Below are 16452 nucleotides of genomic sequence, written 5' to 3'. Positions count from 1 at the left end.
TGATCTTCCCTCGGTTTGGCGGACACCGATGATAGGCTTTGCGGAGTCAGGAGGTGTATGATGGCGAGTACGACGAAGCGTCGGTTCACGGACGAGTTCAAGCGGGAAGCGGTGGCGCTGTGGGAGACGAGCGGTCGGCCGCAGACGGAGATTGCGGGCGAGTTGGGGATCATGCCAACGATGCTGCGTCGCTGGCAGCGCAAGTTGCAGGAGAGTAGCGGCCCGCCGGCGGGCCCGACGGCGAAGCCGCCAGTATCGACGATGGCGTCGCCGGCTGATCAGGCGTCCGAGATTGCGAAGCTGCGGCGCGAGCTGGACCGTGCGCGGATGGAGCGCGACATATTAAAAAAAGCCGTCGGCATCTTTGCGGAGATGCCGCGATGAAGTTCGCCTTTATCGAGCAGCATGCGTCCACCTGGCCGGTGAACGTCATGTGCCGCATGCTCGGCGTGTCGCGCAGCGGCTATTACGACTGGCGTGGTCGGGCACCGAGCGCGCGAACGACGGCGAACCTGGTGCTGCTGGACAACGTGCGCCGGCTCCAGGCACGACATCAGGGCCGATACGGATCGCCGAGGATGCATGCCGCCCTGCGGGCGGAAGGCCATCGATGCAGTCGTGGCCGCGTCGAGCGGCTGATGCGTCGGCATCGTATCCGAGCGCTGGCCGGACGCCGCTTCCGACCATGCACGACCGACAGCCGTCACTATCTACCGATCGCGCCAAACCTGCTGGCGCAGCGCTTCTCAGCACCGACACTGAACCGGATCTGGCTCGCCGACATCACGTATATCGCGACCGGCGAAGGCTGGCTGTACCTGGCGGCGGTGCTCGACCTGGCAACCCGCAAGATCGTGGGTTGGGCGATGCGCGACCATATGCGCACCGAGCTGCCGCTCGCGGCGCTGATGATGGCAGCACAGCGACAGCGACCAGCGCCCGGTCTCATCTGCCACTCGGATCGCGGGTCGCAATATGCGGCTGGCGCCTATGTCGATCACCTGGCTGCGATCGGCGCGGTGCCTTCGATGAGCCGCACCGGCAATTGTTATGACAATGCCCCGATGGAGAGCTTTTTCCACACCCTGAAGGTCGAACTCGTCCATCAGCGCCGATGGGCGACGCAGGCCGAGGCGAGACAGGCGCTGTTCGGATACATCGAGGGCTACTACAATCGAAACCGCATGCACTCGGCCCTCGGGTATCTCACGCCCGAACAGGCCGAGCAGCGCATGACCAGCTAACCCAGCGTGTCCGCCGAGTCAGGGAAAGATCAGCCGCATGCACTCGGCCCTCGGGTATCTCACGCCCGAACAGGCCGAGCAGCGCATGACCAGCTAACCCAGCGTGTCCGCCGAGTCAGGGAAAGATCAAGACCAGCCACGCATAGGATGCGGGATGCATGTGTCCGGTGGTATAGTATAGGCGGGTCGTCTGCCCCGCGGAAACGTGATGCGCGGGTACGTGTGAGGCAGCTGCGCTCCACCGACGCCCAAATCTGGCTAGCGGTTCGTCGCGCGCCTGAATTTAGATTGCTGCTCGCGATACATTCGGCAAGATGAGCCGACGGCTAAAGTTGGGAAGCGGATAACCCCGACGAACTTCCGCTACTGGTCAGCTCCGGGGGGCGGCGTGGTGTCGTCGAAAGCACGAAGTTACGGATGGGAATGGTAGCCATCTGGCTATTGGCGCCTAAAAGCCGCCCTTTGGATCACCGAGAAGGCCGAATAAATTCACGCGCCAGACGGACTTTCCTTTTTCGCTTTTTAGCCGCAAATAAGAGCTAGATGGCGCTCTCACCCGACTATTATTCTGTTCTAGGGGTGCCATCGACGGCAAGTCGCGACACTATCCACGCCGCGTGGAAAGCGCTGCTCCGTCAATATCATCCCGATGCCAATCATGGTGTGGATGTTTCTGCTCGTGCGAAAGAAATCAACGAGGCGTATGCCGTTTTGGGAAAGCAGGAAGCACGCGCAGCCTATGATCGCTCGCAGATCAGGCCGTCTGCTTCTCGATCGACCGCGGATCGCCCGTTTCACCCCAGGAAAGCCGGCAGGCGCCCGATGCGACCTCACCCGTCAATGCAGCCCAGCGGTAGCTTCTCGCAGCCACTAGCGACCAACGAATGGCTGATGGGCCTTTTCCTGCTGATCCTCACCGCCGCACCGATCGCTACAATCCTGGTTTTGTACAATGAGGAATCCGGATTGGCATCTCCGGTTCGACGTAGCGTCGACGCTCATCCCGTGCCTGAGCCTCCTGCAAAAGCCGTCCGCAGCTCATCGGGCGCAAAACTCGGACTTGGCCAGCCTGCTTCCTAAACTATCGCCCATTCGCGACATTCGAGTTCTAAGGGCCATGCGCCAAAAGCGGTCGTAACGCGGAGAAGAACGAGCGGCCGAAGTTGGGAAGCTGGGCAGGGGGCGGGGACGTCTGATTATGGGTCATGCCGAACTGTTCTCGCTTTGCACGGCGGCATGATCGTAGTTTGGAGCAGGCCGCATTTGACGTAAGCCTGAGTGGATTATCGATTGTGAGCATGAGGCATCAATACCTTCAGCATGGCCTTGATGCCGACAGTAGTTCCGTTTGCGCTGTGGCGGCCTGCTGGTTCGGGCCGGCTAGCAATTGGCGATCCGCGCGACGATAATCTTGACCGCATCACGGTCGAGGGGCGCGCAATCGATCGAATTGTGGATGCCGATACCCTCGATTAACGCATCAAGCGCGCGCGCCGTGAGCGGGTCGAAGAAGCGGCTCAGCGCCTCCCGGCTGCTGTCCATCCAGCGTTGCATGACCGCGCCGACCGGCGGATGCCGCGCGGCGAAGGCGTAGAGTTCGTAGCTCAATAACAGCGTGCGGGGCTCTGCCCAGACGTGGTTCGCGATGATGTCGATGACCGCCGTACACGCCGTTACCCGGTCCGTAGCGGCCTTCAGGCGCGCGCGAAAAGCGGCAGACGATTCCGCCGCTAGTTGCAGGAAGGCTGCCGTGAGCAATTCTTCCAGCGTCGCGAAGTAATAGGTGACCGATCCCAGCGGCACCTGCGCAGCCGCAGCGATGCGGCGATGAGTCGTCGCCGCGGTTCCGTGATCGGCGATGACCACCAGCGTCGCATCGATGATGCGCTGTCGGCGCGCTGGATCGTTGCGCCGAGACTGTTGGGTCATCGCCTGTTTACCTCGTTCGCGAGTTATGTACACATGTACATAAAGTCGATGATCGTTAAAGGCACAGACTTTGATAGAAGATCGGGTGAGCAGGCGAACGGTAATCGGTGGAGCTGCGGCACTTGCGATCGCGGGCAATGCCGGTACCGCGACGGCACAAAGCGTGAAGGCCTCGGCGCTTGAGCGCCGTGACGGCCGCTGGGTGAACGCGCCGAAGTCCTGGAAGGTCGCCCCCGGCGGAGACCTGACGCTCGTCACCGACAAGGGCAGCGATTTCTGGCGCGAGACGCATTATGGTTTCACCCGAGACAGCGGTCATTTTCTTGGCTTCACCGCGCCTGCCGCGTTCACCGCCCAGCTGCGTATTCGCGGCCAGTATCAGAAGCTCTACGATCAGGCGGGCATCATGGTGCGTGTCGACGAACGGCGCTGGGTCAAGGCCGGGATCGAACTGTCCGACGGGCGCGCGATGCTGAGCAGCGTGCTGACTGACGGCAAGTCGGATTGGGCGACCGGACCTTACGAGCATGACGCGCAGGATTTCTGGATGCGCGCGACCGTCGCCAATGGCGTCCTGCGGTTGCAGGTTTCGGCAGATGGCAAGACCTGGCCACTGGTACGGCTGGCGCCCTTTCCGATCGCCGCGTTTTATCAGGTCGGACCGATGGCGTGTACGCCCGAATGTGCTGGCCTGGAGGTCATGTTCTCTGACCTCAGCATCATCGCACCGCTGGGCAAGGACCTCCACGACCTGAGTTGATCGCGACGAGGCAGAGGCAACGTATGTCGGCAAGTACGCTCTGCGTCGCCGACGATCCGCGAATGCGGCACGCGCCGCTGCGTGACTTGATTGCTACAATCGCGCTTCCACGGGGACGGCGGCAGAGCGCCGTACGCTACTGTCAGAACGGCTTGGTCTCGCCGAGCGCGTGAAACGCTCAGGCCGCCGGTGCACTGCGACTACGGCTCCAACATCCATCCGTGCGATCTGGCTATTCGAGGCAAATGCTCGAGTTCCGGCCGCCCGTCACCATCGGCTGAAACGTCTGGATAGGCGGCGCAGAGCTGATCCTGCCTGGCACACCGTCGGCGACGACGAGATCGTTGGCGCAGGCAGTGTCGTCACCCGCAATGTCCCCGCTGGTGTAACGGTTGCCGGTCATCCCGCTTGCGCGCTGAGATCGTGTCGGAATGCTTATGCACGTCAGGTTTCGCAAGGATATGAATGAGCGTCCGATGTTCGGAAAGTCAAAAGCGCCTGTCAACGTCCGGGATTGGATCAGTCACCGCCGCGAAGCAGATCATCGATAGCCCGCAGCTTGGAGTTCAAACGGTTCCGCATAGCGGCCTCCGCCCGCAAGCAGATCGCTATGAGTGCCGGACGCCTCCACCTTGCCAGCTAGGCACTAGTAATCTGCGTTTGCCCAGCGTTGGCGAGCTGGAGTGAGGCCTGACGGCCGATAGCAAGCGGCATCGCCCGAACCGCAACGGTCAGCGACAGTGTAGCGCCCGGTCATCGGTCAAGTCGGACGAGAGGCATCTCCTGATACCAGCCGCCATGCTCGCCGGCAGGCTCAAATCCAGCCTTGGCGAACTGCTGCTCAAGATGAGCAAGGGTTACCGCTTCTCCATCTTCTCCCGGCCCACGACCCGAAAAAGCGTCGGACGAAAGTTCACGTACGTCGACCTTTGTTCCGGTGGGGGAAATTATCGGAGTCGTCGCGCTGGCGAGCATTAGAGAGAGGAGCATCATGAACGGCAAAGGAGCGGATCAAATCTATGATTGCAAAGGAATAACAGACAGGCCCGGGTCCTCGGCCAACTTTGGTACGCACCCGGTTTTCGTAACGGATAGCTGATTAGCCGGTTGCGGTGTCGCCAAAAGGCGCCTTCACAAAACGTTAATTCCATCTGAGTCATTGTCCGGATCTGGTGAACCGGTACGTCACGTTGAATCAGTGAGGATGGGTCGTTTCAGTTTCGGAGCGTAAACCAACTCGCACACGACGAGCGAGATTTAAGGATCAAGCGGATCGATGGGGTCTACGCGCCGTGAAGCCGCATCGGGGCGGAACGTGATCGCATTTTGCGAGCGGCGTGGCCCGATTCGGCCCGGTTGATATCCAAGTTCTCGCTGATTGCGCGTGGTGAATGCCGGACTGGCGATCGCATCGATATGTGCGGTGTTGCTGACGACGAGCGTGTCGTGACCCAGCGGCGCGCCGAGTCGAATAAGCTGCCGAGTCGCGTTGCGCAGGTTGGTGGTAGTATGCCGTGCATAGGGTTCGACTATGATTGCGTTGGCCGCAATACCAAACCGATCGATTAAAGCACGGCGCATCTCCACCGCCTCGACATGAGGTGTGTCGCGAGGGTGGACCGCGCTGCCGCTGACGATGATAAAAGGTGCCAAACCTTGATTGAACGCATTCGCAGCCAGCCTGACGTTGGCCTTTCCGCGAGCGCTGAGCGGCGTTGTAAGATCGTCGGGTCCGACGCCCAACGCGATAATCGCGCTGTATTGGAAGCGCGACCAGTCCAGCCGCTGAGCCTTCGCTATCGCGCCGGCATTGTATCGCTTGTCGAGCGGCTCGAATGCAATCGCCTGGTCTTTGTCGTTCACGTCAAGCAAGGCGAGAGCCAGAGAAAGGCTGGGATCGCCTTTGACCGCGGGATCGTCACCCTGCAGCGTGGCGAGCGTCACCGCGTCAGCGACTTTCGCCGCAAAGCCGGCGCTGCCGAACGCCTCGTCCGAACCATCGATCAAGGGATAGCGCGGCAGCTTGCCGACGCCATAGACGCGCAGCACTTCGTTCAAGCCGTCGATCTCACGCCGCACGTCGTCGGCAGCGGTGCCGGCACCGCGAGCAAGCGCCTCGCGCTCGTCGTCGCGCCAGATCGCGGCCTCGACCAAACAGGGCGCGGCACCAGCGCAGGCAGCGATCCGCCGTTGCCTTTCCGTGCCCGCCAGTGCGCGCCCGCGCAGCGACGGGAACAGCCGGTCCGCCATGGCGGCCAGATGAGCGTCGCGAACAGGCACCGCCGCAGCCGGGATCACAGCGAGCAAGGCCGCGATCATCATCGCTGCGGCGCTGTGTCTCACCACGACTTGCTGACGATGAAGCGCACGCTGCGGCCGAATATCGGGCGGCCATAGATCGCGTCACGTGAAGTCTGTCCGTCGAGCTGGTCGGTGCGGGGATTACCCTCGGTCAGGCCCTTGTTGTTGAAGATGTTGTCACCGACCACCTGGAACTGGAAGCCATTGGACGTCAGCGTCCCACCCAGACCGAAGGTATTATAGGATGGTAGCCGAGTGTTGTTGAAGAGGTCGACAAAACGGCGGCCGACATATTCATAACGACCATAAAGTTCGACTTGGCTGCTGCCGGCTTCGAACGAGAATGTGGGGCGCACGTTGCCAAATACCTTGGGCTCGCGGATGATCTGGTTACCGTTGACGGCGGTGGGGTCGGCACCGGCGGTGTTCTCCAGATTCTTGTACTTCGGGTCCTGATAGGTGAACGATCCCGATACGAAGAACCAGGGCACCGGCACCAGCGCACCGTCGATCTCGACGCCTTTGACCTCGGCCTGGCCGATGAACGGCACCGCCTGGTCATTGCGGCCGGTGGTGGGGTTGAATGCCACGAACGACGCGTTGAACGGATCGAACTTGGTGTAGAAGCCGGTGAGGTACAGGTAGTTGCGGCCGAACGACGTCTTCAGGCCGGCTTCGTACTGATCGGCCTTCGTCTTCACCAATACCGGGTTGATGCCGTAATAGCTGCTCGACTGCGGCGGTACTTCCAAATGCGAGGCGCGGGCGTAGCCACCGAAATTGTTGCTCACGTCGTAGTTGACGCCGATCGTCCAGTTGGTGGCGGTCGGACTGTCCTTGCGCGATTGGCGGGCACCGTCGAAGCTGCGGACGTTGTTGCCGGCCAGCGTGGTGGGGTCGCCCAGATTAACTGATGTCGAAGTCAGGCCGTAGCCATCGATATGATACCATTCGTGCCGAATGCCGCCATCAAGCCGCAGGCCGCGCGTAATCTCCCAGGTGTCGTTGCCGTAGAGCGCATAGACGGTGGAATCGACCTTGCCCTGATTGAGCGTCGTGCCGTAGCGCAACACGCCGCGATCGGTAACTGAACCCAGCACAGCGCCGGTCGCCGAATAGGCGACCAGATCGAGCGTCCGCGGCTGGCCGCGCACCTCCATCAGATAATCCTGATAGACCGCCTTGTTGGTCAGGCCATAGGCAGATCCATAGCCGCCGATCCGCAGGTCGTGCGTGCCGATACCGGTGTCGAACTTGCGCGTGACGCTGACATCGCCCTGCCCTGAATAGAAGCTCGAGCCAACGCCGCGATACTGGCCCTGCACGACCAGCCCCGATGACGCATAGGGATCATAGGCAGTGGCGCCGTTCGTGCCCGACAGCGCATAGCCCAGCCGCGCTACCGGCGTCGCGACAGTACCGAAGGCGGTGTTGGCGGCCGAGCGGAAACCGGCGGCGAAAGTATTGGCGTCGACCGGGTTGGACGTCGAGTAGAGCGCATCGAAATCCAGGCGCCCCTTGGTAAAGCCGGCGCGCACGGCCAGCTGCCAGCCGCTGAATTCACCGTCATATTGTAGACCGATATTGCCGTATTCCATATGCCGGCCATCGGCGAGATCGCGCGTCTCGCTCTGCGTCACACCGGCCGCATCGCGGTACTTGAGCGTCACGCCACGGAACGCTGGCGAGTTGAGCGTTCCGCTGAAAAAATTGATATAGGGGTTGAGAGATACCGAGGGGTTGCGTGGATCGGCGACCGGGATCGGCAGATAGAAGCTGTTGTGATCGTTCAGATAGTTGACGCTCAGCCGCACCGAACCATTGTCCAGATCGTGCTTGATGTTCGCCCGGATCTGGCCGCCGCGATCGTTCGGGAAGCCATTGTCGCGCTGGCCGCCATCGCGGCGAAGATAGCCGCCGACCGCATAATAGGTGCCCCCGCCAAGCGGACCGGACTGCACCGCGTCGAGCCGGTAGAGATCGGTGGTGCCCGCCGTCACCTGCACCTTGCCGCGCGGCGTGTCGCCGCCCGTCACGGTGATGTTGTTGACGATTGCGGCTGCCTGGCTGGCGAAGATCGGCGCGGGGCCGCCGCGCACCACCTCTACCCGCTCGGTCATCAGGTCGTAGCGGTTGAGACTGTCGCCGCGGAAGAAATTGCCGTTGATGTCGTGGAACAGTGGCAAGCCGTCCTGCTGAAAAACGGCATAACCGTCATCGGTCGGGATGCCGCGGATGCGGGTGACATTCTGCACCTCGCCGCCGGTCGCCTCGACCTGGATGCCCGGCAGCTTGCCCAGCAGATCGGCGAAGTTGAGTGGCGCCAGCCGCTTGATGTCATCCTGCCCCAATGAGTTCACCGCATAGGAGACGTCGAAGCGGCGCTGCCGTCGCGCCGAACCGGTGACGATAATATCCGATCCGATATCGTCCTCCGCTGTGTCGGTGCCGGCTGCCTGCGCGGTATCTGCATTCTCTGGCGTGCTTGGCGCAGCGACCGGTGTGGCGCTCTGCGCGGATGCCGCGCCGGCTGGCAGCACGATGCCGAGCATGGTGAGACAGGTGCCGAGCAACAGCACGGACTTGGTAGAAGCGATCATTATTTCCCCCACGCATTCTTGTGACGAGGCGCGTTGCGCGAGTTTGCGTCACTTTGATGAAAGGTCACGCATTATCGGGGGGTGGGCAGGGTGATTGCAGCGGCCCTGTTACCTGAAAGCCGCTATAACGCTCAGATCGTAACACTCAGGTTGCCATCATGCGACAGCGCCGCCTGGTCGACCGCCCAATCCGTCAATGCACGGCCGTTCCGTTCGACGTGATCGAGCGTGCTGCCATCGGCCCTGTCAGCCGGATCGATACGGCGCGACATTCGGCCAGATCGATCCGTGCGTTCGTGATCGCCAAGGTGGCGACAACCTGCGATGGTTCGCCCGGCGCGAGCGGATAGAAGCTAGGCTTGGCCGAGGCGTACCAGGCGGTTATCGCGCCGGCATCGTCGTCCATGCCTTTGGGAAAAGCCTGCGGCGCTAGCGCGAAGCTGGCGGCAGCGGCGCTGTGCAACGTTTTCCTTTGAGGCGCCGTTGGCAGCGGCAACCGATTGGAACTGGTGCGCTCAGCAGACGTCCTCGGTTATCATGAATGGATGTCCGGTTCGGGGAGGCCGCAACACTGCCCCTGCGTCCGCCACTGGTTTTGATGAACGGCCATCGCCAATGTAGAATCCTTACCTACTTTCTGGACTGCAACCGGCACATCGATCACTTTTTTACGGCTTTCGCCGCCACCGTCGATCCGGTCTGTTTCGGTTTGACATAGCGGTCCAGCCAATCCGTCATCTGCCACAAAGTCTCCTCGGTCGATTCCAATGCGCGATAGCCATGCGGCTCGTTGGGCAGGACGACGTAGCGCACCGTTGCGCCATTGCCCTTCAGCGCCGCGTACATGCGCTCGGACTGGATCGGGAAGGTGCCGCTGTTATCGTCCGCGCCGCCATGTATCAGCAGGATCGGCGCCTTGATCCGGTCGGCGTACGTGAACGGACTCATCTCAGTGTAGGTTGGCGTTGCCTGCCAATAGGTGCGCTGCTCGGCCTGAAACCCGAATGGCGTCAGCGTGCGGTTGTAGGCCCCCGACCGCGCGATGCCGGCGCGGAACAGATCTGTATGCGCAAGCAGATTGGCGGTCATGAACGCGCCGTAGCTGTGCCCGCCGACAGCCATCCGGCTGCGGTCACCGACACCCAGTTTTACCACCGCGTCAACAGCGGCCTGCGCATCCTGCTGCAGTTGTTTGACGTAGGTGTCGTTGGCCTCGGCGCCGCCCTCGCCGATAATCGGCATCGATGGATTGTCGAGGATCGCATAGCCCTGAGTCAGCAAGAACAGGTGGCTGATGCCGCGTGGGCGGACGAACCGGTTGCCCTGATCGACCGTCTGGCCGGCGACCTTCGCGTCGGTGAACTCTGCCGGGTATGCCCACAGCAACGTCGGCAATGGCCCGTCGCGTCTCGCGTCATAACCGGCAGGCAGATACAGTGATCCTGACAGTGGCAGTCCGTCGGCACGCGGATAGGTGATCGTGCGCTGCGTGACGCCGGCAAAAACCGGGGTGGGATCAGTGAACGCCGTGATCGCCTTGGCGCTGCCGCCGTTCACACTGCGGATCATGTAGTTCGGTGCTAGCTTCGCGCTCTCACGCCGTGTCAGAATGCGTTGACCACGGTCGTCCATCAAGGCGACTACCGTTTCGTAATAGGGCGCCTTGGCGGTCCACAGCCGCGTCTGGTTGCCCCCGGCCAGCGGCATCGTCGCTAGGAAGGGGAACGCGCCTGCTTTCGTCGCGCCGTTGCCTGTGGCGTAAACGCCGTCGTGCGCCGGTGTGAAGCGCATAGCCGGTTTGCCTGCGGCATTATCTTCGATCATCGGTTCGCCAGGATCGCCATATTGATCCTGATAGTTGAGGGTCGATATCGTCCGCGTCTGGCCTGGTCGCGATGGCTTAATGGCCAACCGATGCTCAGTGCGCGTGCGCCACTCACGGTCGATGACCATCGCGAAGCCATCATCTCCCCACAGGATCTCTGCATAGCGGGCGGGGGTCTGCGCCAGTTCGACCGGTGCCGCAGCGAACGGCGCCGCCTGCATCATCACCTTGTCGTGGAACGCCATTTTCATGCGCGGATTGCCACCGTCGAGTGCCTCGGCCCAAACTAGTGTCGCCGGTGCATCCGAGCGCCAAACCGCCTCGCGTGGCCCCTTGACGGTGGCATCGAAATCGACCGGCAGATCGTCAGCGAGCGGGCGATCGACCAGCGTTTTCACTGGTTGACCGTCGATTGTCGAAACAGCGATTTCGGTCGGGAAAAAACTGGCGGGCAGCAGATAGGAATAAGGCCGCTTGAGTCGCTCGGTCAGCAGGTAGCGACCGTCTGGGGAGACGCTGAAATCGGTGATCAGGCCCGGCGTTCCGATCGGCTGCGCGGTGCCGGCGAGATCGATCCGGACCAGCTGGCCGGTAAAGTAATGGTCGAATAGCGCCTCGTCATGCGCATCGCCGAGCAGATCCTCATAGGTCCGCGCGGCCGAGGTGCGGCCGGCGCTTTCCTGTATCACCGGGCCGGTCGGGGCGCTGCTCGCGACGGGCGCTACGCCGCGACCCGCTGGCACGGTGTAGGCGATCAGAGCCTTGCCATCTGGCATCCAGGCGAAGGGTGTGCCGAACGTGCCGTTCAGACCGCGGGCGATCATGCGGGTGCTGCCGTCGCGCTCGGCGATCCATAGCGACAAGCCGTTGGATCCTTGCGCGTAGAAGGCGACCCGAGTGCCGTCAGGTGACCAATCGGGCGCGGCAAAGCGCATGCCGGCGGGTAGCTTGACCGCCACGGTTCGCCCGGAGCCTACGTCCTTGAAGCTGAGCGCGTTCAACCTTTGCACGCGCACCTCGGCCAGGCCGTTGGTGGCTGGATCGATGCGGTAGCCGCCCAGCCGCAAGATCGGCTTCGACAGATTGGCGATCGACGGCAGATTCTCACGGCCCAGGATCGCGAGCGTGCGATGATCGGGGCTAACGGCGACGCCGGGAGTGGGGGGCGCCTCAAGTGCCTTGGCGATTGCATCGGGCGCGCGATGATAGGCACTCCCGCTGGGCGTCTCAGCGTAGGCAGTGGTAGAGAGAAGCAGGGCGATCAGACGGGCACCGGCGCGCATTCGAATTCCTTTTTCTCGATCGCAAAGCTGTTCAGCGTCTGGGTTTTGTATGGGCTGACATCAAGGCGAGAGGTCGAAGATTACGTGAGTTTCTCTATGGAGCAAGGCTTGGTATTCCTTCAGCCCCAACATGAACGAACGTCTGATCATAAGGAGCGGCTGGTGGTCGTTGGAACCGCCGTACTTGGGTTTGGGTCGACGCCCCGATCAGGTTGGGCTAACCCCATCCTCATACTCGCAACCGTCTGCCGCTCAGCTGACCTTACTTTCAACGGTGATGGACCCAGCGGTTCGCGCATGCTCTGGACGAAGCTGGCACCAGGACCGCACGAATGTGGTCAATGACCGTATGGACACGGACGGATACGGGCCGTGGACGGTCAAGTCTGGCTGACCCAGGTGAAACCGCCGTTCGAGATCCTGGAGCGGATGGGGACGCTTTGCATGCACCTGGACGCGGTTAACGAGCGCAACGCGCCCCTCCGCATCGTGCCTGGCTCGCACAGGCTCGGCCGCCTGCCCGAAGCCGAGATCGAGCGCGTAGTGGCGGCGTTCGGCGAGCGGCTATATTTGGCCGAGCGCGGCGACGTGTGGTTGTACGCCACGTCGATCATCCATGCCTCGCTCGCCGCTGATCCGCTGCGACGGCGCCGCGTCCTCCAGGTCGACTTCTCGGCCTACGCGACGCCAGGTCCGCTTGCCTGGCGCGGCGTGTAGGGGCCAGGGTTGAGCCCCCGCCGCACTCAGACCGTGCTGTTCTTATGCAGCCAGAACAGACTTTGCAGCCCCACCGCCGAGCAGGTGTTTGCGCGCCGGCAAAACCTGGAAGTTGACTCTGCTGGCACCAATCATGACGCCGACAACCCGCTCACGGCCGAGCTGGTCGCGTGGGCCGACGTGATCTTCGTCCTGGAAAGGCCCATCGCGGCAAGCTGCAGCGGCGCTTCCGGGCGGCTCTCGGTGGCAGGCGCGTATCTGCTTAGAAATACCGGACAACTGCGGCTTAATGCAGCCCGAATTGGTCCGGGTACGGGAGATCAAGGTGAGCCGCCATCTGCCTGCGATGCCAGTGCCGCAAGAGCCAAAGCTTGATCGACCGGCTCGAAATCGCGAGTGGGCTGCCTAGCTGTCGGCTAAATGAGCGACCGAAGTTGGGGAGTTGGCAGGGGGGGCATTAATGTCCGCCTCTGGATCAGATAGATCGATTGGCCATCTAAAAACCCGACGAATAGGCCACAGCTTCGATAGTGATCCTGTCGTTCAGCCAGCCATAAATAAATCACACCAGAGCAATTTCAGCGCAAATAATGCGCAGCTTTTCATGATCCGGAACGCGGTATCAAATTATGATTTGAACGGCTGGTTTTAGTATGCATATTATGCGCGACGAGAGGTGTGGACCAAGTAGCACCTCCGTTGGAGGGTGGTTTATGAAGTCGGGGGCATCACGCGGGCGATTTCTGTTGAACGCGTCTTACATGGGGTTGGTCATAGTGCTGGCTTCGCCGGGGTTCGCCGTTGCACAGACGGTTCAGCCTACTTCTCAGCCAGGTGGCAGCGTACCGGCCAATAGCGAGGGACCGGCCGCGGATCCCAGCGGAACTGCCGGTAATCCACAGGCGGTGGATGCGACCACCACCGCAGATGGTCCGGACATCGTCGTCACCGGTTTTCGCGCTAGTCTGAACAGTGCCCTTAATGCCAAGCGCTCCGAGAATTCCGCCATCGACGTCATCAAGGCGGAGGACATCGCCGATTTCCCCGACAACAATCTGGCGGAGTCCCTTCAGCGGGTCCCAGGCGTGTCAATCAACCGCGTCGGCGGTGAAGGCCGGGCAATTACCGTCCGTGGGCTGTCTGGCAGCTTCACCCGGGTGCGGGTCAACGGAATGGAAGCGCAGGCGATCTCTGGCGCCACGACGTCCGATCGGGGGATCAATACCGGGCGCGGTTTTGACTTCAATGTGTTTGCTTCAGAGTTGTTCAATAATCTGGTCGTTCGAAAGACCGCCGATGCTGAAACGATCGAAGGATCGTTGGGCGCCACAGTTGATTTGAACGTCGCAAGGCCTTTTGACTATAAGGAACCGACCCTCGTCCTAAGCGCACAGGCGGGGTATAATTCGCTGGCCAAAAACGTTGATCCCAAGCTGACGGGCGTTGCCTCGCGCACTTGGGATACCGGAATTGGAAGGATAGGCGCGCTGGTGTCGGCAGCTTTTAGTCGGCGGCGCTATTACGAGGATCAGTTCGGATCAGGCGGTTGGAACCCGGCCACGACCGATGGTGGGTTTTGTTCTCCCGTTGGAGTTGCGCCTGTATCACCCGCGTTCAACGCAGCGCAGGGCACTGACGCGGCGAATTGCGCGACTGGAGTAGCACGTCCAGCGGCAGGGGATCAGCTGTATGGGCAGGTAAACCGATCAACCGTCTTCCTCCCTCGCTTGCCACGTTACGGCCGATTCAACCACAACCAGCAGCGGCTCGGGGTGACAGGGTCGCTGCAGTGGGAACCCACCGATGGTGTCGAGATTGGGGTCGATGCGCTGTTCTCCGACTTTAAAGTAAAGCGCGAAGAGAATTGGCTAGAGGGCTTCTCGTTTGCTCGGGCCATTGCTTCGCCAAATTTTGGAAAGCCACAGACCGCGATCCGCGACGCCGTACTTCGGCCGGCGGGTACCAGCGGCACGCAAGGGGTAAACTTCGGGCAGCAGGTATCGGATATCGCGTACGGCGTATTCGATGGCGTCGATGTACGATCGGACACCCAATATGACCGCTTTCGTAGCAAGTTCAGCCAGTACACGCTGCATGGCAAATTCGATATTACCGACAATCTGGTGGGAAGTGCGCTGTTGGGCATTGCCAAGACCGATTTTCGTCAGAAAGATCAGACCACGTTTCTATTTGGGCGCAACAACACCCGGCAGACGATCGATTTTCGCGATAGCCGCAACCAACCGACCATCGGCTTCGGTTTCGACGTAACCGACCCATCTCAATTTACGCTTGCCCCAGGCAGCGCCGAAATCCGCGCCACTCCGTCCACCCTCGATAACAAGAACCGGACTTTCGAATATAACCTCGCCTGGAAGTTTGATGATGGATTCACGGTAAAGGGCGGCATTCACTACGACAAATTTGATTTCGAAAATCGGGTCTACCAGCGGGCGAATAATTTCATTGTCCCAACGCTGACCGCAGCGGAGCTAGCCGGACTCACCAGGCTGGTGAATGATTTTGGCGACGGGATGCGTGAGGGTGTTTTTCCTACTTCGTGGGTAGCCATCAATTACCCAGCCTTCGCCAAGCAATATGGCTTGGATAACTATACCGGAACCTTTGCACTCATCGAGAACCTGGGCGCATCCCGGCGGGTACATGAAAGGATTTTCTCTGCCTTTGGTCAGCTTGATTTCAATCTGAACCGCTGGGGGCTTCCAGTCCGCGGCAATGCCGGTCTACGCTATGCAAAGACCGATCTGACCTCGACAGGGTATTCCAGTGGGATCGCGCAGTTCGTGACGGCGGGAAATAAATACGACGACTGGCTACCGTCGATCAACCTCGTCGGCGATCTGACATCGAATCTGCTGGTACGTACCGCCTTCGCGAAAGTCATCACGCGGCCAGAATTGGCATTCCTGAGTCCTGGTGCGAGCGTTACGATCAGTGGCACACCCAGCGTCAATGGGGGGAATCCTGCACTAGATCCGATCCGTGCCAATACTTACGATGCATCGCTTGAATGGTACTTTTCGCGTAACTCGCTGCTGTCGATTGCGGTCTTTTACAAGGACATCAAATCATACATTCAGAATCAGGCGCAGCAGCTGACGTTCAATCAGACCGGCCTGCCGGTTGAACTGATCGCTAACAGCGGTCTCGACCCGAATGTAACGCTGTTTACCGTCAACCAGGCACGCAATACGCCGGGAGGGCCGCTGAAAGGCGTCGAGGTAAATTATCAGCAGGCCTTCACCTTCTTGCCTGGACCGCTAGGGAATCTTGGTGCCCTGTTCAACTACACTCACGTCCAGTCAAAGATCACCTATTTCCTCGCTGCCAGTGCTGCTAATACTACCAAGCGTGACCTGCTGGGTCTGTCGCGTGACGCTTTTAATGCTACGCTCTATTATGAAGACAAAAAAGTAAGCGCACGGATTTCCGGTTCTTACCGCGGGCCGTATATCATTGCCCTCCCTGCCAATAATCCCCTGCAAGATCTCGAAGGCGTAGATAAGAGCCTCGTTTTCGATCTCTCGGCATCTTATCAAGTTACTGACAGAATCAAGTTAACGTTTGAAGGGTTGAACATATTTGATCGTTTTTATCGCCAATTCATCGACTCAACGCGTAATAGCACGTTCGTCTACAGCCATACAGGGCCACAGTTTTACGCGGGTGCTCAGTATCGATTTTAATGAAAGGTGAATAAATATATATACGATCAAAAGATTGGTATATTTGTGTAAATTACCAATGCTCGAATAAGTTATAATCAGTCGTA

At 60.5% G+C, this 16452-nt stretch carries 11 protein-coding genes; 6 read left to right on the top strand and 5 right to left on the bottom strand.

What is annotated here, in order from left to right:
- Nucleotides 1-60 precede the first annotated feature (60 nt).
- Nucleotides 61-1244, top strand: a protein-coding gene (locus tag ASG67_RS14090) for an IS3 family transposase (protein WP_414887637.1) whose coding sequence is annotated in 2 segments (ribosomal slippage) — nucleotides 61-343 and nucleotides 343-1244 — 1185 coding nt in all. Because the reading frame shifts where the segments join, the coding sequence is not laid out codon by codon here.
- A 543-nt stretch (nucleotides 1245-1787) separates the two neighbouring features.
- Nucleotides 1788-2324, top strand: coding sequence for a J domain-containing protein (locus ASG67_RS18490; RefSeq protein ID WP_082543545.1), 537 nt, complete (start codon nucleotides 1788-1790; stop codon nucleotides 2322-2324).
- 300 nt (nucleotides 2325-2624) lie between these two features.
- Here ASG67_RS18490 and ASG67_RS14085 read toward each other — a convergent pair whose 3' ends face one another.
- Nucleotides 2625-3173, bottom strand: a complete 549-nt coding sequence (locus ASG67_RS14085; protein WP_056531382.1) for a TetR/AcrR family transcriptional regulator — start codon at nucleotides 3171-3173, stop codon at nucleotides 2625-2627.
- A gap of 85 nt (nucleotides 3174-3258) precedes the next feature.
- Between ASG67_RS14085 and ASG67_RS14080 the strand changes: the two genes are divergently transcribed.
- Entirely contained in the window at nucleotides 3259-3933 is a 675-nt protein-coding gene (locus ASG67_RS14080) for a DUF1349 domain-containing protein (RefSeq protein WP_082543544.1), read from the top strand.
- 1257 nt (nucleotides 3934-5190) lie between these two features.
- Here ASG67_RS14080 and ASG67_RS14075 read toward each other — a convergent pair.
- The 4 genes from ASG67_RS14075 to ASG67_RS14060 form a co-directional block, all read right to left on the bottom strand.
- A complete protein-coding gene (locus ASG67_RS14075; protein WP_200940803.1) occupies nucleotides 5191-6087 on the bottom strand; it encodes a YdcF family protein in 897 nt (298 codons plus the stop codon).
- Nucleotides 6088-6272: 185 nt separating this feature from the next.
- Entirely contained in the window at nucleotides 6273-8786 is a 2514-nt protein-coding gene (locus ASG67_RS14070) for a TonB-dependent receptor domain-containing protein (RefSeq protein ID WP_082543554.1), read from the bottom strand.
- A 241-nt stretch (nucleotides 8787-9027) separates the two neighbouring features.
- Nucleotides 9028-9297 (bottom strand): glycoside hydrolase domain-containing protein, encoded by a 270-nt coding sequence (locus ASG67_RS14065; RefSeq protein ID WP_056531375.1) that lies wholly within the window; start codon nucleotides 9295-9297, stop codon nucleotides 9028-9030.
- Nucleotides 9298-9494: 197 nt separating this feature from the next.
- Nucleotides 9495-11942, bottom strand: coding sequence for a S9 family peptidase (locus tag ASG67_RS14060; protein ID WP_056531373.1), 2448 nt, complete (start codon nucleotides 11940-11942; stop codon nucleotides 9495-9497).
- A gap of 372 nt (nucleotides 11943-12314) precedes the next feature.
- On the opposite strand from ASG67_RS14060, the gene ASG67_RS14055 reads away from it, so the two are divergent.
- The 3 genes from ASG67_RS14055 to ASG67_RS14050 all read left to right on the top strand — a co-directional run bounded on the left by ASG67_RS14055 (nucleotide 12315) and on the right by ASG67_RS14050 (nucleotide 16366).
- Nucleotides 12315-12659 carry a phytanoyl-CoA dioxygenase family protein gene (locus tag ASG67_RS14055; RefSeq protein WP_056531371.1) on the top strand — a complete coding sequence of 115 codons (345 nt, stop codon included), beginning with the start codon at nucleotides 12315-12317 and terminating at the stop codon, nucleotides 12657-12659.
- 9 nt (nucleotides 12660-12668) lie between these two features.
- Nucleotides 12669-13034 (top strand): hypothetical protein, encoded by a 366-nt coding sequence (locus ASG67_RS18480; RefSeq protein WP_235535219.1) that lies wholly within the window; start codon nucleotides 12669-12671, stop codon nucleotides 13032-13034.
- Nucleotides 13035-13420: 386 nt separating this feature from the next.
- Complete coding sequence (locus tag ASG67_RS14050; protein WP_200940802.1) at nucleotides 13421-16366, top strand: TonB-dependent receptor; 2946 nt, start codon at nucleotides 13421-13423, stop codon at nucleotides 16364-16366.
- Nucleotides 16367-16452: the final 86 nt, after the last annotated feature.

Source organism: Sphingomonas sp. Leaf339 (assembly GCF_001426195.1).
Lineage (GTDB): Bacteria > Pseudomonadota > Alphaproteobacteria > Sphingomonadales > Sphingomonadaceae > Sphingomonas.
This window is presented reverse-complemented; position numbering and strand designations above follow the sequence as displayed.